Origin of the sequence: Photobacterium sanctipauli (assembly GCF_003026495.1) — a bacterium.
Taxonomy (GTDB): domain Bacteria; phylum Pseudomonadota; class Gammaproteobacteria; order Enterobacterales; family Vibrionaceae; genus Photobacterium; species Photobacterium sanctipauli.
The window spans coordinates 35,292-55,075 of sequence record NZ_PYMA01000008.1 but is presented as its reverse complement, the minus strand read 5'-3'; the positions used below and the strand labels follow the sequence as shown (position 1 = coordinate 55,075).

Here is a 19,784-nt window from a genome sequence, read left to right as displayed (position 1 = left end):
TACAATGAAACGTTCTATTATTCTAGTTCTTGATTCATTTGGTATTGGCGCGACAGCCGATGCTGACAAGTTCGGTGATGTAGGTTCAAACACCCTTGGCCATATCGCCAAAGCTTGTGCCCGTGGTGAAGCGGATAACGGCGAGCGTAGCGGTAAGCTACACCTTCCAAACCTCAACAAGCTGGGTTTGGGCAAGGCGTGCGAAGAGTCTTCTGGCTACTTCCCTGAAGGCCTTGATGCCAATGCTGACATTACCGGTGCCTACGCCCACGCAGCCGAGCTTTCTTCAGGTAAAGACACACCGTCTGGCCACTGGGAAATTGCCGGTGTACCGGTACTGTTCGACTGGGGTTACTTTACTGACCACACCAACAGCTTCCCGAAAGAACTGACGGACCGCATTCTTGAGCGCGCCAACCTACCTGGTTTCCTGGGTAACTGCCACGCTTCTGGTACGCAGGTGCTGGACGATCTTGGCGAAGAGCACATGAAGACCGGCATGCCGATTTTCTATACCTCTGCCGACTCGGTATTCCAGATCGCTTGCCACGAAGAAACATTCGGCCTAGACCGCTTGCTTGAGCTATGCCAAATCGCGCGTGAAGAGCTGGAAGACTACAACATCGGCCGTGTTATCGCGCGTCCGTTCACCGGCCCTGGTAAGGGCGAGTTTGTCCGTACCGGTAACCGTCGCGACCTATCGGTTGAGCCGCCAGCAGCAACGGTTCTGCAAAAGCTGGTGGATGAGAAAAACGGTGAAGTGATCTCTATCGGTAAGATTTCAGACATCTACGCGGGCTGCGGTATTACCCAAAAGGTAAAAGCAACAGGGATTCCTGCCCTGTTCGAAGCAACGCTAGAGCAGATCAAAGCAGCAGGCGATAACAGCATTGTTTTCACTAACTTCGTTGATTTTGATTCAGCATACGGCCACCGCCGTGATGTAGCAGGCTACGCCGCGGCACTGGAGTACTTCGATAAGCGTTTGCCAGAAGTTATTGAGTTGCTTGAAGAAGACGATGTATTGATCCTAACTGCCGACCACGGTTGTGATCCAACGTGGGAAGGTACCGACCATACGCGTGAGCACATCCCAGTGTTGGTAACAGGCCCTAAGATCAAAGCCGGCTCACTAGGCCGTCGCGACACGTTCGCTGACATTGGTCAGAGCTTGGCAGAGTACTTCGGTACGTCTGATATGGAATACGGTAAGTCATTCCTATAACCAAAAAATAGATAACTCCAAATGGCAGGTTCGCATTGCGCCTGCCGTTTTTAAATATTCATGCGGTTTCGGTCTATATTTGTCCTAGATCGAAACAGTATTTGAAAGACTCGTTTACATTGAGTTGGTATTGCAAGACAACCAACGGATGACAGAAAGGAAATAACGATGGCGACTCCTCACATTAATGCTGAAATGGGTGACTTTGCAGACGTAGTACTGATGCCAGGTGATCCACTACGTGCTAAATACATTGCTGAAACTTTCCTAGATGACGCAAAAGAAGTGTGCAACGTACGTAACATGTTCGGTTACACCGGTACTTACAAAGGTCGTAAGATCTCTGTAATGGGCCACGGTATGGGTATTCCTTCGTGTTCAATCTACGCAACAGAGCTGATCAAAGACTACGGTGTGAAGAAAATTATCCGTGTTGGTAGCTGTGGTGCGGTACGTGACGATGTAAACCTACGCGATGTGGTTATCGGTATGGGTGCATCGACCGACTCTAAAGTAAACCGTATTCGTTTCAACGATCACGACTTTGCAGCCCTTGCTGACTTCGGCATGGTGCAGAACGCGGTTGACGCGGCAAAAGCGAAAGGCGTTGACGTTAAAGTCGGCAACATCTTCTCTGCTGATCTGTTCTACAGCCCAGATTTCGAATTCTTCAAGACCATGAAGAAGTACGGCATCGTGGGTGTTGAAATGGAAGCGGCAGGTATCTACGGCCTAGCGGCTGAGTTTGGTGCTAAGGCACTGACTATCTGTACGGTTTCAGACCACATCCTACGTGGCGAAGCGACAACATCTGAAGAGCGTCAGCTAACGTTCAACGACATGATGGAAATCGCACTGGAATCTGTACTGCTAGGCGATGCAGAAGAAGCGTAAGATTGCGTCACTCGGTTTGAGATAAAACCGATAGCTTCCGAAAGCTAAAGCTAAAGCTAAAAGGGCTTGCCATGCGGCAAGCCCTTTTTTAATGCGGCCGTTATACGGCCGCTTCTCGATACTGACTATTGATTACCAGTTGCCAACCTATGGCGGTTAATCTTTCGAGTTTGCGGTTAGCAAAAACGGAAAGTGCCAAATGTCTTTGCGGCGGCCGAAGGTGAAGGCCAGCAGGAAGCCAACGCCCAAGGCGGCAATGACCAGCCCGCGAATGACATTCGTCATGTAATCGACGTCGTTGGTGATGTCTCTGACGACTTTGCCGTGCTCAAGGGTAATACGCAGGAAGCCGACCACTTGTCCTTCGGACTGGATAGGCTCGATAAGCTGCTGGCGACCGATGCTGGCAACCGATAGCGGGGTAGACAGCCCGGTGACTTGCTCGAGCGGCATCGCTTCTTCGGTTTTGGCAAGGGTGACCCCCTCGACATCGTAGATGCTGGCATCCAAGATCAATGGCTCGGCAGAGAGGCGCTGAACCAGTAGTTGTAGGTTGTCTTGCTTCTTGTCCACCAAATCCATCGCGGCGGTATCGGCGGCTTGGCGTACCACTAGGCGTGAAAGCTGCTGGGTTTGCTCGCTGAGGGCGCGGTAGTTGCGCTGGGTAATGTCTGAACCGTACTCAAGCATGGCAATGATCGCAGCAAAACAACTTACGAGTACCGTAAATTGCCACAGTCGTTGAAAGCGTGTTTTCTTTAGTTTCATGATTTCAGGCTAGCTTTAAGGTCCAAAATGCATATTGAGGCTTGCCCTATGATTTTGCAATAGGGTAGTTTTAAGGCATTACTCTAACATGGAAGTAAAGATTGTGCTTAAAATCAGGAAACACACTTCACTATTAAACCGTTATCCCGAGGTTGTCAGTGCCACCAACCACCAGCGGAGCCAGTCCACCACGCTGATCTACGGTCGCTCGATCACCGTTGCAACGGTGGCCGGTATCGAATATGCCCTTGAAGATAATTTGGTGATCACTGCCGTCTGGAAGGTGGGGAACTACGATTGCCTATTGGTTGCTAACCCGTATTCGTTGTTGCTAGAGCAGTGTGTCACCCACTACCAGCTGGATATTGCCGATATCCGCGAACTGCCGGATCTCTCTGAACCCGGCTTGGTGGTGATGGACATGGACTCGACGGCGATCCAGATCGAGTGCATCGATGAAATCGCCAAGTTGGCCGGTGTCGGCGAGCAGGTGGCGGAAGTGACCGAGCGGGCGATGCAAGGCGAGCTGGATTTCGAGCAGAGCTTGCGCCAGCGTGTTGGCACCCTGGCTGGCGCGGATGAAGCCATTCTTGAATCGGTACGCAAAACCTTGCCGATGATGCCGGAGCTACGCGAGTTGGTTGCCACCTTGCATCATTATGGCTGGAAGGCAGCGATAGCTTCTGGCGGGTTTACCTACTTCTCCGACTACCTAAAGCAAGAGCTTGAACTGGTTGATGCCCGCTCGAACACCCTTGAAATCATTGACGGCAAGCTAACCGGAAAAGTGCTGGGAGATGTGGTTGATGCCAATGCCAAGGCAGAGATTTTGCGTGAACTTGCCCAGCAATATGACATCGCCCCGCACAACACCATTGCCGTGGGTGACGGTGCCAATGATCTGGTGATGATCAATGCGGCGGGTTTGGGGGTTGCCTACCATGCCAAGCCTAAGGTCGAGGAGCAGGCGCCGGTCGCGGTGCGCTACGCCGATCTTGGCGCGGTGGTTTGCTTGCTGTCGGCCTCGCTATTGCCGCAACGTCTGGGTTGGTAACGCAATCCTAATTCAAGCACTGCTACCCCGCGGGGTAGCAGTGGCTAAGCCAAAGCCGTACCAAGGCCAGTCAGCCCATAGCCTAGCGGGACTATTTGATTTCCAGCCTCACCAAGACCTCGTCGGTAATATCATGCAGCTCACCGCAGCCGATAAGCGAGCTAAGCTCTTCTTCTAGCGCCCTTGCCCGGTGCAGCGTCATGCGGGCGAGTTCACCGAGCTCTTTGCCAATCAAGGCGGTCATCGGGCTGAGTACAGGCACGGCCGTAACGCGAATGGCCATAAACTCACCGTGCTTCTTTGCCCCCTTGATGAAATTGATGCGCTCATCGATGCTATTGAAGTCGTTGATCAGCTTACTTTCGATATGGCTGATGCTATCGCCTTTTCTTTGCACCCAGAGGTACAGTTCATGGATATAGGGCTGGCGGACTTCTACCGGTCGCATGGTTTCAGCCAGCATTTGCTTCACGCGGTTTTTAAACAGCGGCTCCACCGAGAAGCGATCTTCCCCGCCGACTTGGTTTAGCAATCTGGCAATCGGGGGGAGCGGGAAGTTGCAGCCAATCGCTTTCACCCTAACTTTATGATCCACCTTTTCCCCAAAGTACGGCACGCTGTTCAGTCGGCTCAGCAGCATTTGGTGCATGGCCATCAGCAGTTCGCCGGTTGGCAGTTTTTCTTCGGTCATGACCAGCTTGTTTTCATTGTGCTGGATCAGCTTGCGCAGGAAGTGCTCCCCTTGCGCGGCTTGGGCACCGCTGCCGGTGGTAAGCTGGATATTGAGGTGATCCGGGCTAACGCGGATCACCTTATAAGGGATGCTACCCAAGACGGTCTTTTTATCGAGCCTTTCCAATTGCGGGAACGACACGGTGACCTCATCGTCTCGGCAAGCGGGCAGCGGGGTATCAAGCTGGAGGTTCAATCCCCGCGCCGAGAAGTCGACTGTTTTGCCTTTAACTGCCGCATGGCTTGGGTGGTGGAAGATCACCTCGGTATCTAGCAGGAAGCGGGCTTCGCAGCGTTGTGGTTTCGGATCGAAGTAGACCGCTTTGGCTTTGGCAATGGGGTTGCGCTGGTGGCGGAATGCTTGCAGTGCCTTGCCCGTGAGCTGTGGTTTAACGGCCAAGCGGTAATCTTGATTGGCCTTGCTATTGGTTAAGTCTTGCAGCAAGCCGATATGGGTCAGGGATCCCATTTGCTCGACCATTTCCGGTGCGATCTCTTTTAATCGCTCGATATCTTCTTGCTCGATAGGCTGGACTGTCAGTCGGCTCACCCGCCAGCTGCTGCGCGGGGCACCGATATGCCAGAATAAATGACGCTGCTCGATGGTCATTTCCGGCAGGGCCGCCGAGTAGAAATACGATTTGCCGTCGTGGTCGTGGCGGAAGCTGTAAAGCAGCGTGCTGCACTGTTTAAGCCCGGCTTTGCCAAGGCTTGCCATGCGGTCTTCTGACAGCAAGTGGTTGATGACCGGTTGGTTGCGCTCGTCGTGCCAGTCATCCCACAAGTGCTTGTTGTGCTGGGTGAGCAAGCAGTACTTCAGGGTTGAGCCGGCAAAGAACAGCGGCATGGATGCGCTGTGCTTGAGGAAGCAGTGCTCATAGCCCTTGGTTCGGGTTTTGATGACCTTGTCTTCGTGGTTCTTGCGGGTCCGATGGCGCGTGGCCCAGAGGCTTTGCTCAATGGCCCATTTGATCAGGGTATTGTCGCTGGTGATTTTCAGGCGTAGCCACTTGAAGCTGTCGTTCTCTTTGCTTTCGTCAATGCCAAGGATACGGTAGTCGATCCCTTGGTTTAGCCTTGGCTCGTTGAGCACTTCGGCGAGTTTGGGAAAGCGGGCGGTGATAGACATCCCGAGGTTGTATTTGAACGCGGCCGGTACCTTGAACTTGGCGCCGGAATAGGAAATATCCGATGTGATGCCGTTGACCGTTTGGTTGAATGGCAGCTCCAGGTTGACCGACGTGGCCAGCTGCAGTCGGTTTTCCCCCCGGGTGAGGTAATGACCAAAGCGGATCACAGGGGCATCGAACTGGGTATCGCGTTGCTCGATGGGTGCTTCTTGCTGCGGGCTCAACTTCTGTTGCTGGTGCAGGACGCGAAAGTTATTGCGGGTATTCATCAAGGCTTCGTATAGCCCGAGTCGGAACTTGCCCCCGAATACCTTGATCCGCTTGTGGTAAGTGTTGATGGCCACATCGTCTAGCCAGTGGGTCAGGCCGTCAAGCTCGTAGGGGCGGCATTCCCCCTTTACCTTGCCGCGCAGATCGACGATTTGGCGACAGGGCGCCATGATCCGGTGCAACTCCATTTTTATCTTCAGCTTGGTCGGGCCATCTTCACCGTCTGTCATCATCTGGAAGACGTCTTCAAAGTCTTCGCTATCGTAGACAGGGATCAGCTTTTCGAGTAATCCTTTATGGGCGTCGAGCAACATAGTTCTTTTTATATAGTGAGTCCGTAGTTTATTATCTGCATTTTGCAGTAAAAACTTGAGCATGTAACCTGAAGAGGTGGCAATTTTTACCCAAAATGCTATCCCTGCTGGGAAACAGACAATTTTGCTTATAATCAAGGTGACAAATGGCCAAAACCAAGCGGGCATACGTATGTAGCGATTGCGGTGCCGACTTTCCTCGCTGGCAAGGACAATGTAGCGCCTGTGCGGCGTGGAATACCATAACTGAGTTTACCGTACCGAAAACCCGTGCGGCGGTAGGAGCGGCAAGTGCGGCGGGGGCCAGCAGCTATGCCGGTGCTGCCACCAAGGTGCAGAAGCTATCAGAGGTCGAGAGCAAAGATCTCCCTCGTTTTGGCTCGGGCATTTCTGAGTTGGATAGGGTACTGGGCGGCGGTATTGTGCCGGGCTCGGTATTGCTGTTATGTGGCGATCCGGGGGCGGGTAAGTCCACCTTGTTGCTGCAAAGCATCGGTTCGGTCGCGGGCACCAAGGCGTCGTTGTATGTGTCGGGTGAGGAATCGATCCACCAGATCTCGCAGCGCGCCAAGCGCTTGGGTACCCAGAACCTTGATAACATCAATGTGGTTGCCGAAACCTCGGTCGAGCAAATCATTGAGCACATTCGGTCGCAAAAGGCCGAGTTCGTGATCATCGACTCCATCCAAACCATGACGGTTGCCCATAACGATTCGGCTGCGGGGAGCCCGAGCCAGGTAAAAGAGTCGGCAGCCGCGCTGACCCGATTCGCCAAGACCGAAGGCGTCACCTTCATGATTGTTGGCCACATCAATAAAGACTCGAACGTGGCGGGTCCGATGCAGCTGATCCATATCGTCGATGGCTTGTTTGCCCTATCGTCGACGGCCGACGAGAAGTTCAGGGTATTGCGTACCTCAAAGAACCGTTTTGGTGCCGATTCCGAGTCGTGCTTCTTTGCCATGACCGAAGCGGGTATGAAGCAGGTCAAGAACCCATCAGCTATCTTTCTAAGCCGCTCAGACAAAAACCATGCTGGCTCGGTGTGTACCACGCTATGGGAAGGAACACGCCCGTTGCTGGTGGAAGTACAGGCCCTTTGTAATAACTCGGTGACCGAGAACCCGCGCCGCTTGACCGTCGGCTACGACGGTAACCGCTTGGCAATGTCTATTGCGGTATTGGCTCGCCATGGCGGGGTGATGCTGTCTGACATGGATATTTTCGTTAACTGTGTTGGCGGTATCAAGGTGGAAGAGACCTCGGCTGACTTGGCGGTGTTGCTGGCCATTTTCTCCAGCTTCAAGAATGCGCCGATCCCGCAGGATGTGTTGGTATTTGGTGAAATTGGCTTGAATGCCGATATCCGCCCGGCGGCCAATGGTGTCGAGCGTATCCGCGAGGCTGCCAAGCAAGGCTTCACCCGGGCAATAGTGCCTAAGGCGAATGCGAGCCGCCAGGTCAATGGCATCGAAATAATTGCGGTGGAAGATCTGCAAGAGGCGCTAACGGCCTTTGAGCGGGTGGCGATGTAACGCGTCCACTTGATGGCGGGCGGGTCAAAGCAATGAAAAGATAAAGCCATGACAAGACAAGCTATGAAAAAGGGCTGCATGATGCAGCCCTTTGTGTCTATCGCGTTTAAGTCATTGGGGTGATAACCCAAATTACTTAGCGATGCGCTTGTACTTGATGCGGTGTGGCTCAGCCGCCTGTGCACCCAGCGTTTTCTTCAACCAGTCGGTGTACTCGGTGTAGTTACCTTCGAAGAAGTTAACCTGGCCTTCGTCACGGTAGTCGATGATGTGAGTGGCGATACGGTCTAGGAACCAACGGTCGTGCGAGATAACCATGGCACAGCCAGGGAACTCAAGCAGTGCTTCTTCAAGGGCACGTAGCGTTTCAACGTCAAGGTCGTTGGTCGGTTCATCGAGTAGCAATACGTTGCCGCCCGCTTTCAGTAGCTTCGCTAGGTGAACACGGTTGCGTTCACCACCCGATAGTTCGCCGATGCGCTTCTGCTGATCGCTGCCTTTGAAGTTGAAGCGTGAGCAGTAAGCACGCGCTTGGATTTCAAAGTTGTTGATCTTGATGATGTCGGCACCTTCGGAGATCTCTTGGTAAACCGTGTTGTCGTCGTTCATGCTGTCGCGGAACTGGTCAACAGAAGCCAGGCTGACTGTTTCGCCAAGTTCAACCGTACCTGAGTCAGGCTGCTCTGTGCCGCTTAGCATCTTGAATAGGGTTGACTTACCCGCACCGTTGGCACCGATGATACCCACGATTGCACCCTTAGGCATGCTGAACGATAGGTCATCGATAAGTACGCGATCACCAAACGACTTGGTTAGGTTCTTCACTTCGATAACCTTGTCACCCAAGCGCTCACCCGGCGGGATGAACAGTTCGTTGGTTTCGTTACGCTTCTGGTGGTCGCTGGTGTTTAGCTCTTCAAAGCGCGCCATACGGGCTTTAGATTTAGCCTGACGACCCTTAGGATTCTGGCGAACCCACTCAAGTTCTTTCTCGATGGTCTTCTGGCGAGCTTTCTCTTGGGATGCTTCTTGCTTCAGACGTGCGTCTTTCTGCTCAAGCCAAGAGGTGTAGTTACCTTCCCATGGAATACCTTCACCACGGTCAAGTTCTAGGATCCAACCTGCAGCGTTGTCTAGGAAGTAACGGTCGTGGGTAATCGCCACAACAGTACCGCTGTAGTCAACCAGGAAGTGCTCAAGCCAAGCAACAGATTCTGCGTCAAGGTGGTTAGTCGGTTCGTCAAGCAGCAGCATGTCTGGCTTGTCGAGTAGTAGACGACAGATAGCAACACGGCGACGCTCACCACCCGATAGGTGTTTGATTTTCGCATCCCACTCAGGTAGGCGAAGTGCGTCAGCGGCACGCTCTAGCTGCATGTCTAGGTTGTGGCCGTCTTTGGTTTCGATCAGGGCTTCAAGTTCACCCTGCTCTTTGGCTAGCGCATCGAAATCTGCATCTGGTTCTGCGTAAGCGGCGTAAACAGCGTCAAGGCGAGTCAGCGCATTTTTAACGTCAGCCACTGATTCTTCAACCACTTCACGGACTGATTTCTCTTCGTCCAGTACCGGCTCCTGTGGTAGGTAACCGACTTTAAGGCCTGGTTGTGGGCGAGCTTCACCTTCGATGTCGGTGTCGATGCCTGCCATGATGCGTAGCAGGGTCGATTTACCTGCACCGTTCAAACCTAGGACACCGATTTTGGCACCAGGGAAGAAGCTTAATGAAATATCTTTAAGAATTTGACGCTTAGGTGGGACGATTTTACCCACGCGCGACATGGTATAGACGTATTCAGCCATATCCGTTTGCGATCTCTAGACTAATGGAAAGGGGTATTTTACCTGTTCTGGACATAAGTTTAACAGCAATGTTCATAATTAGTGCGTAAGCTGAATAAATACCCGTCTGGATTTAGGCCTTGGTCACTTTGTCATCAGTATCGGTGACAAGATATCGCCAGCGTGATGGTTTGACCTGTTTCCAATCTTATTGTTAGACGCTTGTTAGGTACTAGGTAGTATGCAATAACTGACATAGCAAGGATAAGCAAAGAAACGTATGGCCTAATTCGACATGGATGAACAAAGAATAGGATGGTGATGTGAGCGTCAGTCTAAGCCGTAAATTACTATCAGGCCTGTTGTTGGTTGTTGCCGGGGGGCTGGTATCTTCAGTGGGTGCCGCCACGCTTGAGCAGCAACGTGAATGGTACGAGCAAGCCCAAGTATCGCTGGAAGAGGGCGATTTGGATGCCTACCAACAACTGCGCGGTAAACTGGATGATTACCCGCTAGTGCCTTACCTCGACTATCGTCGTTTTTCTCGCGACCTATCGACCAAAACTCCGGCAGAGGTGGAAGCCTTTGTTGAGGAACATAAGCGCCTGCCTTTTAGCAATACCATCAACGACCGATACCTGATCCACCTTGCGGACTCCAACCGCTGGCAGAATTTCGTTGATGTCCAACCGATGCCGCCGCGCAGCGAGCTGTTGCGTTGCCATTACTACTATGCCCAAAGCCAGCTCGGCAATAAGGACGTGGCTTGGCAGGGGGCGCAATCCCTTTGGCTAACGGGAAAATCGATCAGTGATGCTTGCGATCCTTTGTTGGCAAGCTGGCAGAAGGCAGGCAAGCGCACCAATGTGCTGGTGCTCGAACGCATGTTGCTGGTGTATGCCGAGGGGAACCGTAGTCGCCTGAACTACCTTAACAAGCAAATTAGCAAAGGCGGGGGCCGGGATCGCGGCAAAGCCATATTATCGCTTTTTGATAAGCCAGAGGGCGTGGCCAGTTATGCCAAGCGCAGCAAGGTGACCCCCTTCAACCAAAACCTAACCGAACTGGCCTATAAGAAGCAGGCCCGCAGTGATGTGCGAGAAGCGGTGAAGCAATATCAGCGCACCATGGATGGCCAGCACTTTAGCAAAGAAAAGCGCCAATCATTGGCTGACTATGTGGCTGGTCGATTATTTTCTACCGATGATGAAAAATTGCAGCAATGGCGCGATAAGCACATTGCGACCAGCACCAGTAACCGCTTGATTGAGCGCAGGATCCGAATGGCGATCAGGGAGGCTGACTGGGATGACGTCGGTAAGTGGATCGCTGCGTTGCCGGATGATGCCAAGCAAAGTAATCGTTGGGTATTTTGGCAAGCAAGGCTAGCGGAATACGCGGGCAACGATGAGCAGGCAGAGCAAGGCTATCGCTCTATTCTTGGCCAGCGTGATTTTTATAGCGTGGCAGCGGCCACGGTATTGGACGAGCCCATCGAGTACCCGGTCAAAACCGTGCAGTTTGATGTCGCCAAGGTGAAGGAATACGACACCACATTGGCACGGATCAAAGAGCTGATCGCCCAGGACAAGCTGCTGGATGCCAACCGTGAGTGGCATTACTTGTTGCGTGGACTGGATGGCGAGCAAATCGCCTTGCTGGCTGCCTATGCCGCTGCCAATAAGTGGCACCACTTGGCTGTGCAGGCAACCATCGCCGGCAAGTTGTGGGATCATCTGGAGCTTCGCTTCCCGATCGCCCATAAATGGTGGTTTGATTTCTTTAGCAAAAAGCGTGAGCTGTCGACCATCACCATGATGTCTTTGGCAAGGCAAGAGAGTGCCATGAACGTTGAAGCCGTCTCTCCGGTCGGGGCAAGGGGATTGATGCAGCTAATGCCGGCAACGGCCAAGGAAACCGCGCAAAAGCTCGGGCGCAACTATGCCGGCAAGAACAGCTTGTTTGATCCGGGGGTGAATATCCGCTTGGGTAGCGGCTATTTGAAAATGATGCTGGAGCGCTATGACAACAACCGGATTTTTGCCTTTGCCGCCTATAATGCCGGCCCGTCGCGGGTGGTACGTTGGCGCAAGGAAACCGATGGTAAGTTGGACGTGTATGCTTTCATTGAAGCGATTCCGTTTACCGAAACTCGGGGCTATGTGCAGAATATTTTGATGTTCGAGGTCTACTACGGTGGCCTGACGGATACGGATATTCCGCTATTGCAGCCTAACGAGTTGGCAACCAAGTATTAGAAATTATGAAATCGGTACTAGGTTAGCCGTTCGGAAACAGATAGAATCAGTACTCGAGAACGAGTACATCATGATGAGGATGACATGTCGAATATCCAAGAAACGCCGGAATTTTCTGAGTGGCAACAGGTTGTTGATATTTTGCGCCAGGCGGCCAGTGAAGAGAAAGACGACACCATGCTAAGGTTGTTGCTAACGCCTGACGAGCGCACTGTATTGCTTTCCCGCGTCAATATTCTGCATGAATTGCTAAATGGTGAGCGCAGCCAGCGTAAGATCAGCGAACTATTGGGCGTGGGTGTGGCGACCATTACCCGCGGCTCGAATGAGCTAAAGCATCATGATGATGAAACCAAGGCGTGGTTGGCCAACTTGCTGGAGCAACAGCGCCCGAAAGGCTAGCAACTATCCCTCTTAGTAGTGTGCGGTAATAACAGCAAGCTCAGAACAAGTTCTTCCCCTTGGGCGCCATGAGTCATGAGATCGAGGTTGTTGAAACAAGGGGAAGTTAGATGGGGTTGGATCCCTATTGTTGGGTGCTTGCGGTGGGGATTGGTGGTTGAGTATCAGCTAGCTCCGAACAAGTCCTTCCCCTTGGACGCCATGAGTCATGAGATCGAGGTTGTTGAAATAAGGGGAAGTTAGATGGGGTTGGATCCTTATTGCTGAACGTTTGCGGTGAGGATTGGTGGTTTAACCCCTCCCAGCATTATATCTACATGAGTAGGCTCCCCTTGAAAAGGGGAGGTGCTTTTAATAATCGATTACTTTGCCGCCGAATCTTGGAATAGTCCCGGGTTGATAAATGGGATCAGCGCCAGGATCAGTGCCTGCTGGTAAACCGAGCTGCGGCTAAGCAGGTGGTTGGTGAGCATCGCAATTGCCCCGCCTTTCTGCTTTATATTGGTTTGGTTGAACATCTCGTCCATCACGTCGCCCAGCTCCTCACCCTGATGCAGCTTGTTCAGCGCCTGTGGCGGAAGCGGCAAGGATGCCGAGCGGGCTTCTCCGCGCTGTTCGCCGCTTTCGATAACCATCCACGCAAAAGTAAAATTACCGTCGATACCTGCCTCTAACCCGACATAGAAATCAGCATCAGTCACCACTTGGCGGGCGTTCTTCACCCGGTTGCGGGCACCTCGCAAGGTTTCATCTGCACACATTGGCTGGTCGCGCACTTCGCTGGCAACGCTGATCCCTTCAATAGAAAAAGCTTGCTCAGGAAAAGCTTGTTGAAAAGCGGACTCTACCGCTGAAATTTTGGCTGGATTGGTTGAAGCAACAATAATCGTTGGCATGGCAGACATCCGTTGTTTGAATGCCGATTATTGTACTGAATGGCGACGTATTGTCACGCCGCCATTGGGCTTGGTGCTCCCTCGTAGGGAGAGGGAGGTAGACAGGCTGTCGCAGAAATTAACGGTCGAATGCCCAATCTGATTGGATAATGTAACCGTGGATCTGAAACTCCCCGTTACTGACGAACAAGTTAGGGAAGTCAGGCTGCGAGGTCGAAAATACCACGCCATCGGCCAGTTGGGTCATATGGTAGAAATCAGGCTCACTGCCGCGTACCGAGGCAAATACCGGCTGTTTTGGGCGGTAGGTTGCTTCACGGGTGGCCAAGGCATAGCTTCCAACAGGCGCGCACTGGGCAATATTTTCATTATCAATCAACAACCCAAGGCACTCTTCGCGAGCTAGGTTGCTCGGGATTGCACGCTTGCTTACCACATCGACCGTGGCACCGCTGCTGTATGACAAAAAGTCTTTGCGATGGATGATTGGGATATAGGTGCTGGTGGTACCTTGCGCTGACTCATTGTTGATGGTTGTCGTTGCTTGTGTACCGGTATCAACTTGCCCTGTTAGCAAGTAGCTGATTGAGGTACTTAGTGCTTCGGCAATTTTTTCAAGCTCACGAACTTCGATACCGTATTTGCCCGATAACTTCCGGCTCATTGTACCTTGCTGTAAATCGAGGGCTTCGCCGAGCTGCTTCTGGCTGATCCCCTGAATTTTAGCTAATCGCTTAATTCTATCTAAATATTCCATAGTCACTAGCTTCCTGCTTTAAATCGTGTTGAACGCAAAACGCATTCTTAAAAGTCATAAATGATTTTACTGATAACAGTATTAAAGGCAGCGGGTAGGTATAGAAAATGCGATTGGTTTCGTTAAAGGAATATCCCTAATTAACAAGATGGGTAAAAAAAGGGACAAAATTTACCTGGTGAAAAAAGATTTTGCGCATATTTGATGGTTGGAGCAAGATCACTTTTTGTTGGGTAAGGAAGAGCGGGCGCTTCAGTAAGACGGGTATAAAAAACAATCAAAATAATTTTAAATAATTGAATTTTATTGGTTTTGTTTGTTTCTGTCTGTTTTGTCGAATAATGACGGCAGGGTGACGTTTTTTTGACAGGGTTGCGGCGGTTTTGAGCATTAAAATAGGTGGGGATGGATAAGGTGAAGCCGAGGGAAAGACGGGTTTATCGTCTTGGTTTATCAACAATTAAGGTGGTATTCCTTGGCGGGATAAGAGAGGAATACGGCGGATAAGGTATATCCGCCGTGATGATCTTAGCGAGTTAGGTAGGTGTACAGGAATTCTGTAATCTCTGCCATGTCCTCGATTTTGATGAACTCTTCAGTGGTGTGTACTTTCGCCATACCAGTAGATAGGTTCACTGTTTTCAGACCTTTGCTGTTGAAGATGTTAGCGTCGCTACCACCGCCAGTTGGCTTGGTCATCGGCTCGATGCCGTTAACTTCGAATGCAGCCTTGATTTTCGCTACGTGCGAGTCTTCGTCAGCAATGCGGTAAGCGTTGTAAGCACGTTTAGATGCAATGTTGATTTCTGCGCCGTGCTTCTCAGCCGCTGCTTCAAACGTGCTGATCATGTGATCAACTTGTGCTTGTAGCTTGTCGTCATCCAGAGAGCGCGCTTCCGCTTCGATGTATAGCTCAGGCATAACGATGTTTGTTGCCTGACCACCTTTAACCACACCGATGTTCGCTGTCGTTTCTTCGTCGATGCGAGACAGCTTCATGTTAGTGATTGCATCAGCAGCTACCGTTAGGGCGTTGATGCCTTCTTCCGGAGCAAGGCCAGCGTGCGCAGGCTTACCTGTGATGTTTACTTTCAGGTTCTGCTGACCTGGTGCCGTTGTGATGATGGTGCCGATTGGGCCACCAGAATCGAATACGATACCCGTTAGCGATTCAACCTTGCTCATGTCGAAGTTCTGAGAGCCGTGAAGGCCGCCTTCTTCGTACACGGTGAATGCTAGTTCGATAGTTTGGTGATCACGACCGTCAGCCTTGATGCAACGTACCGCTTCCATGATAGCTGCGATACCAGACTTGTCGTCACCACCTAGAATTGTGTCGCCTTTAGAGCGGATGATGCCATCTTCAATAATTGGCTCGATACCGTTACCCGGAGTAACTGTATCCATGTGGCAGCTAAGTAGGATTGTACCTTCAAGCTTGCCTTCTAGTTTGGCATAGATATTGAAGCCATTTGAGATCTCAGCAGGAACCGGTAGTTTCTGTACCGCGAAACCAATCTCGCTTAGCTGCTCTGCTAGCGTTTCAGCAATTGCTTTCTCGTTACGTGATTCGCTGTCGATCTTCACAAGATCAATAAAGTGTTGGACCAGACGGTCCTGATTGATATTTGCCATTAAAGCACCTCCAATTATTGGGGACATCTTATGTCAAATTATGATTTCGTCTTTGATCTTCGACCAGTTTCGTGGTGTTAATCACTGTAATAATTCAAATGTTAAGTGTTTAATTCTGACTTGTTGGTAAATTGTTCGAGACGGGTTGGCGACGTGTTTGAAAGAGTTTAATCGCCCGATAAGAAATTCGCCTGATCTTGCAGTGCTTGTTTTAAGTGATTGATATTTAATGGCTTAACTCAACGGTGTAAGGTTTTGTTTATGAGAAACAATGAGTTATATCCATCAACTTTTGGCGGGCTAAAATTTTAAGAGGCTATTGGCTAGCCTCTTTTGAGTATTGCTTTAGTCTAGAACTTTAAAGCCACACGCTTGTAGATATTGGTAAGTATGGCTGTAGAAGTCTTTCGGTCTTGTTATGTCGTTGTCATCGCCTTCAGGAATAAAAATAATCATACCTTGGCGAGCTCTAGTGAGTAGCACGCGGTATGCATTTTCAAGGAATTTGCGATCATCTTCTTTTTTTCTTTGCTCCCAGCGGGTGCCTTTAAATCGCCAGTGTTCGAAGTGTTTACCGTTATGGCGATAATCCGCATCCCAACCGACTAGGCACCAATCTAGTTCGAGGCCTTGAACATCAAACTCCGTTGCTACATCCTCAAGAAAGTGGCAAGAGCGGATGTCATTGTGTGGGCTTAAAAACCAAGATGTTGGGTCAAACTTGTTTTTTACAAAGATCCCTTCAGCTTTTAAGCGAATACCGTTAGAAGAAGCTAGCAACCCTGCGCTTTCTGTTGCTCTTGCTTGGTTTTTAACCCATTGCTTCGCTTTGGCTAAGTCCCGAGTAATAAGCAACGGGTATTGCTGATGTAAATCAACGGATAGTTGCGATGCTTTCGCTGGATCACCTGCTATCACATAATGGACAAAACTAGATAGCTTTTCTGCCCTAAAAGATCGCATTGAGGTGGCGAGGTGTAAGCTCGGTAATTTATGTACATGACTCAAGCTTTCCGTGGTCATGTTATCTGAAATATACTCGCCTTGAAGTAACTGCTCTGAGCAATAGACTTGCCAGTGAGGAAAGTGCTCATTGAGTGCAGATAGCCAGCCAGTAAGACCTGCTTCACCCGTGTTGATTTCTTGGCCTCCACCAATCAAGGCTATAATGACAGCCCAGTCTTCATGATGATCCATTACTTCAATAAGAAACTCAGGCTCTGACTTATTAAAATCCGGTTGATTCCGTTTTTTCTGCATGAATCGAGAAGCTTGTTCTGAATCCCATGCTCGCTGTGCTTCATCAAAAATGGCTACCTTCTCTGGAGGGAGATCGCCGCCTAAAGCATCATCCCTAAAACGATGAATGTTTTGAATGAATTGTGAGGTTTCGCGTCGGGCTGCTGCTTTCGTTATACCCGTGCGATTTGCCTTATCGATGGCGAGAGCTTCTTGCAATACTGTCACCAGTGGACCATTGCCACTTAAAAATACTGAGTACTCATTATCATCTGGATTAGAGTGCGTATTGGCAATGTTAAGGCCAACAAGCGTCTTACCAGCTCCTGGCACCCCTGTGACAAAACAAATCAGCTTTTGCTTTTACGTTCTTGCGTTATGGATGAGTTCAAGCAGTACATTGCTAGTTACCCCTAGGTTCAGGGTATCGGCCTCGTTACGGGCAATATCTTCAACGTCATGGTTAGCATATAGCGCTTGTGCCGCTTCTACGATAGTGGGAGTAGGAAGGTAACCACTGTGCGCCCAATCTTTACCATCAAAGCGAGTTGCTTGAATTTGTTTGGCACAATATTCAACGATAGTAGCTAGATCGCCACCATTGCTCAAAATAGGCTTTGCGACTTGATCGTGAGCTAATTCGAGATTGCATACTTCGGCTTTTGCTTGAGTTGCAATGAGTATCGGGATGATCGGTGTGTGGTGGCTGCCGCGATGAAAGTTTTTTAAATCTAAAGCGTAACCATGCGCTTGCCTAACATCAGCTTGATGGTAATGAGTGGCACCGACTTTAAACTCAATAACGAAGACGATACCGGCATAAGTAACAACAACATCAGCTCTTCTTCTCATACGAGGGATCATAAACTCAAAGAAGATGTGTCCATTATCGGTTGGTAAGTCTGCAAGCGAGCGCTGAATGATTTGAACTTGGCTAGCCCAAGCTTGGGTTTGTTGGTTTTCTAGCTGTTGAGTGTGTCTTTGAGTCAATATTCCAATAATATCGCTGGCGGTTGTGTAAAAAAAGTCAGCCAGCGATGAAGAGTAGAATGAACGGTTACTCATGTTCACTCTCACATTCAAACTCTAGTAACTTGGCTGGTGGAAGTGATAATGCATCCGCGATACGGAAAATATTGACGATACTGACATTGCGTAGGCCTCGTTCAATGCCGCTAATATAAGTGCGATCAAGTCCACATTTAGCTGCCAGCTCTTCCTGACTAAGCCCTGCTTTTAGCCTCAATTGTTTAATATGCAGGCCAAAGGGGCCCAGTATTGACTCGTTCACAATAATCCAGATATTCATTTATTTATGAACGATATAGTCTTAGCCTGTAGCTTTTAGGTCCACGGACTATAAGTCACATTTTGCAAGTGGGCGCGATAAGTGAGAGATGGGAGGAAGTAAGTAAAAATGACAATCTCTCGATGTTGCTAATAAAAGTGGGTGAGTTGTTTAAGTTTTTGATTTTTAAGATGTGGTTATCAATGCGAGTGGCTGAGGTTAATCGTGCTGTTGAGCAATGATTAGCATATTAACTTCAATGACTTAACAGCACTAAACGGCAGAAATTGATTGTAGGCGAAACGACTTAGATATAATGCCAATTATGAGACTATACTCACTCGTATCTGTGGCACTTATTTGTTACCTTACGGGCGTTTTTGACTCACTCTGATCTGGCTATGGCTTCACAATATATCATCAATAAAGTTGTAGAAATTGGGGATACGCTGCATCGCTGTGGATGCCCATCCTATAAGGTGGAAAGGTATACTCAGCACTATGCCAAAAAATATGGCGCGGAAGTCATGGTGCAGGCCATGCCAACTTCGATTAACTACCAGTTTCTTGGCAAGCGAGATACCGTGGTACTAAAACGCCACAAACCTGCTTCAATTGACCTAGCCCTTCTGGCCAACACCATTGATCGCATTAATCAGCCTCGCAAAGAAAAGCCAGCGCAGAACTTTCATTACCCGGGTTGGGTGGTGGCACTGGCCAATATGGGGATCCCGCCAGCTTATCTGATGTTGGTTGGCAGTACCCTTGAAGCGGTGGGCTACGCGACTTTTCTAGGGTTTGTGGTTTGGTTAGTGCAGCTGGTTTGCCATGGCCGTCGTGCTATTGCCGTCGAGTTTATTGCGGCATTACTGACTGGCTTGTTTGTCGCCTTCATAGTGAGCCTTGGCATTAATGTGCCTGTCTGGGCGCTCTGTATCGCCTCCATCGTTTTGTTTGTGCCCGGCTTGTCGATAGCCAACTCGTTGGAATGTTTGGCATTTAATGATTTAGTCTCGGGTACTGCCTTGCTGGGGCAAAGTATGCTGACGTTACTCAAGCTGTTTATTGGGGTGATGATTGGCTTAAGTGTTGGTGAGGCTTGGTGGGGCGCTGTGGATACCATCCCTTACACCAATGAAATACCGTTATGGTTACATGTATTTGGCTTGGTATTGATCTCAACGTCGATTGGGGTGATTTTCAACGCGCGTCCAAAAGACATCTTGCTTGGGCTGCCGGTTGCGGTACTGGGCATGTGGGGGCCAATGTACTTGGGCTTTGGTGGTGACTGGGTGGTAGGGACTTGGGTCACGACTGTGTTGATCACCCTGTACGGCACAAAAATCGCGAAGCTGCTTAATCTGACGGGCTCAATCTACATCGTGCAGGGGATCATCATTCTGGTACCCGGAAGTCGAGTGTTGATCAGCGCTAGCCAGTCAGTATTTGAGCAATCTATCTTGCCGATCCCGAATATCGGCTTATCTGCCATCTTCATGTTCTCGGCGATTGTGGCCGGCCAGATCACGGCTTATTCCATTTACTCACCGAAGATCGATCGTTAAACAGCTCACCAAGCAGGCTTAAAGCAAAAGGGCAGCCACTGAC

Annotated in this window: 16 protein-coding genes; 7 read left to right on the top strand and 9 right to left on the bottom strand. The window is 50.2% G+C overall.

Annotated features, from left to right (window positions below; genetic code table 11):
* The first annotated feature begins 4 nt into the window (after positions 1–4).
* Complete coding sequence (locus C9I98_RS13845; RefSeq protein WP_036831290.1) at positions 5–1,225, top strand: phosphopentomutase; 1,221 nt, start codon at positions 5–7, stop codon at positions 1,223–1,225.
* A gap of 168 nt (positions 1,226–1,393) precedes the next feature.
* On the top strand, positions 1,394–2,119 hold the full coding sequence (gene deoD, locus C9I98_RS13840; RefSeq protein WP_036831281.1) for a purine-nucleoside phosphorylase: 726 nt from the start codon (positions 1,394–1,396) through the stop codon (positions 2,117–2,119).
* Positions 2,120–2,275: 156 nt separating this feature from the next.
* Here the strand turns inward: deoD and C9I98_RS13835 are convergent, their stop codons facing one another.
* Positions 2,276–2,887 carry a YtjB family periplasmic protein gene (locus C9I98_RS13835; RefSeq protein WP_245907162.1) on the bottom strand — a complete coding sequence of 204 codons (612 nt, stop codon included), beginning with the start codon at positions 2,885–2,887 and terminating at the stop codon, positions 2,276–2,278.
* Positions 2,888–2,975: 88 nt separating this feature from the next.
* On the opposite strand from C9I98_RS13835, the gene serB reads away from it, so the two are divergent.
* Positions 2,976–3,941, top strand: a complete 966-nt coding sequence (gene serB, locus C9I98_RS13830) for a phosphoserine phosphatase (RefSeq protein WP_107272103.1) — start codon at positions 2,976–2,978, stop codon at positions 3,939–3,941.
* A gap of 91 nt (positions 3,942–4,032) precedes the next feature.
* Here serB and C9I98_RS13825 read toward each other — a convergent pair whose 3' ends face one another.
* A complete protein-coding gene (locus C9I98_RS13825) occupies positions 4,033–6,387 on the bottom strand; it encodes a PilZ domain-containing protein (protein ID WP_036820920.1) in 2,355 nt (784 codons plus the stop codon).
* 146 nt (positions 6,388–6,533) lie between these two features.
* Between C9I98_RS13825 and radA the strand changes: the two genes are divergently transcribed.
* Positions 6,534–7,922: a DNA repair protein RadA gene (radA, locus tag C9I98_RS13820; protein WP_036820917.1), complete on the top strand. Its 1,389-nt coding sequence runs from the start codon at positions 6,534–6,536 to the stop codon at positions 7,920–7,922.
* 132 nt (positions 7,923–8,054) lie between these two features.
* Here the strand turns inward: radA and ettA are convergent, their stop codons facing one another.
* Entirely contained in the window at positions 8,055–9,722 is a 1,668-nt protein-coding gene (gene ettA, locus C9I98_RS13815) for an energy-dependent translational throttle protein EttA (RefSeq protein ID WP_036820914.1), read from the bottom strand.
* Positions 9,723–10,024: 302 nt separating this feature from the next.
* On the opposite strand from ettA, the gene sltY reads away from it, so the two are divergent.
* Both sltY and trpR read left to right on the top strand, forming a co-directional pair.
* Complete coding sequence (sltY, locus tag C9I98_RS13810; RefSeq protein WP_036820912.1) at positions 10,025–11,959, top strand: murein transglycosylase; 1,935 nt, start codon at positions 10,025–10,027, stop codon at positions 11,957–11,959.
* An 84-nt stretch (positions 11,960–12,043) separates the two neighbouring features.
* The gene (gene trpR, locus C9I98_RS13805; RefSeq protein ID WP_036820909.1) at positions 12,044–12,361 is read left to right on the top strand and encodes a trp operon repressor; all 318 of its coding nucleotides are present in this window, start codon (positions 12,044–12,046) and stop codon (positions 12,359–12,361) included.
* Positions 12,362–12,723: 362 nt separating this feature from the next.
* On the opposite strand, the gene yjjX is transcribed toward trpR, so the two are convergent.
* From yjjX to C9I98_RS13780, 6 genes are all read right to left on the bottom strand, one after another.
* Positions 12,724–13,257 carry an inosine/xanthosine triphosphatase gene (gene yjjX, locus C9I98_RS13800; protein ID WP_107272102.1) on the bottom strand — a complete coding sequence of 178 codons (534 nt, stop codon included), beginning with the start codon at positions 13,255–13,257 and terminating at the stop codon, positions 12,724–12,726.
* A 118-nt stretch (positions 13,258–13,375) separates the two neighbouring features.
* Complete coding sequence (locus tag C9I98_RS13795) at positions 13,376–14,014, bottom strand: helix-turn-helix domain-containing protein (protein ID WP_036827632.1); 639 nt, start codon at positions 14,012–14,014, stop codon at positions 13,376–13,378.
* A gap of 528 nt (positions 14,015–14,542) precedes the next feature.
* The gene (locus C9I98_RS13790) at positions 14,543–15,649 is read right to left on the bottom strand and encodes a M20/M25/M40 family metallo-hydrolase (RefSeq protein WP_036822212.1); all 1,107 of its coding nucleotides are present in this window, start codon (positions 15,647–15,649) and stop codon (positions 14,543–14,545) included.
* A gap of 345 nt (positions 15,650–15,994) precedes the next feature.
* Positions 15,995–17,239 carry a DUF2075 domain-containing protein gene (locus C9I98_RS26855; RefSeq protein WP_275451432.1) on the bottom strand — a complete coding sequence of 415 codons (1,245 nt, stop codon included), beginning with the start codon at positions 17,237–17,239 and terminating at the stop codon, positions 15,995–15,997.
* A gap of 12 nt (positions 17,240–17,251) precedes the next feature.
* Positions 17,252–17,953 (bottom strand): hypothetical protein, encoded by a 702-nt coding sequence (locus C9I98_RS26850; RefSeq protein ID WP_245907160.1) that lies wholly within the window; start codon positions 17,951–17,953, stop codon positions 17,252–17,254.
* Positions 17,946–18,197 (bottom strand): helix-turn-helix domain-containing protein, encoded by a 252-nt coding sequence (locus C9I98_RS13780; RefSeq protein ID WP_245907159.1) that lies wholly within the window; start codon positions 18,195–18,197, stop codon positions 17,946–17,948. The genes C9I98_RS26850 and C9I98_RS13780 overlap by 8 nt, the downstream gene beginning before the upstream one ends.
* Positions 18,198–18,577: 380 nt before the next feature.
* Here C9I98_RS13780 and C9I98_RS13775 point away from each other — a divergent pair, with 380 nt between their 5' ends.
* A complete protein-coding gene (locus C9I98_RS13775; protein ID WP_036822209.1) occupies positions 18,578–19,741 on the top strand; it encodes a threonine/serine exporter family protein in 1,164 nt (387 codons plus the stop codon).
* Positions 19,742–19,784 lie beyond the last annotated feature (43 nt).

Coding starts and splice junctions, on each gene's coding strand:
- C9I98_RS13845 (WP_036831290.1), top strand. CDS start 5: ATGAAACGTTCTATTATTCTAGTTCTTGATTCATTTGGTATTGGCGCG.
- deoD (WP_036831281.1), top strand. CDS start 1,394: ATGGCGACTCCTCACATTAATGCTGAAATGGGTGACTTTGCAGACGTA.
- C9I98_RS13835 (WP_245907162.1), bottom strand. CDS start 2,887: ATGAAACTAAAGAAAACACGCTTTCAACGACTGTGGCAATTTACGGTA.
- serB (WP_107272103.1), top strand. CDS start 2,976: ATGGAAGTAAAGATTGTGCTTAAAATCAGGAAACACACTTCACTATTA.
- C9I98_RS13825 (WP_036820920.1), bottom strand. CDS start 6,387: ATGTTGCTCGACGCCCATAAAGGATTACTCGAAAAGCTGATCCCTGTC.
- radA (WP_036820917.1), top strand. CDS start 6,534: ATGGCCAAAACCAAGCGGGCATACGTATGTAGCGATTGCGGTGCCGAC.
- ettA (WP_036820914.1), bottom strand. CDS start 9,722: ATGGCTGAATACGTCTATACCATGTCGCGCGTGGGTAAAATCGTCCCA.
- trpR (WP_036820909.1), top strand. CDS start 12,044: ATGTCGAATATCCAAGAAACGCCGGAATTTTCTGAGTGGCAACAGGTT.
- yjjX (WP_107272102.1), bottom strand. CDS start 13,257: ATGCCAACGATTATTGTTGCTTCAACCAATCCAGCCAAAATTTCAGCG.
- C9I98_RS13795 (WP_036827632.1), bottom strand. CDS start 14,014: ATGGAATATTTAGATAGAATTAAGCGATTAGCTAAAATTCAGGGGATC.
- C9I98_RS13790 (WP_036822212.1), bottom strand. CDS start 15,649: ATGGCAAATATCAATCAGGACCGTCTGGTCCAACACTTTATTGATCTT.
- C9I98_RS26850 (WP_245907160.1), bottom strand. CDS start 17,953: ATGAGTAACCGTTCATTCTACTCTTCATCGCTGGCTGACTTTTTTTAC.
- C9I98_RS13780 (WP_245907159.1), bottom strand. CDS start 18,197: ATGAATATCTGGATTATTGTGAACGAGTCAATACTGGGCCCCTTTGGC.
- C9I98_RS13775 (WP_036822209.1), top strand. CDS start 18,578: ATGGCTTCACAATATATCATCAATAAAGTTGTAGAAATTGGGGATACG.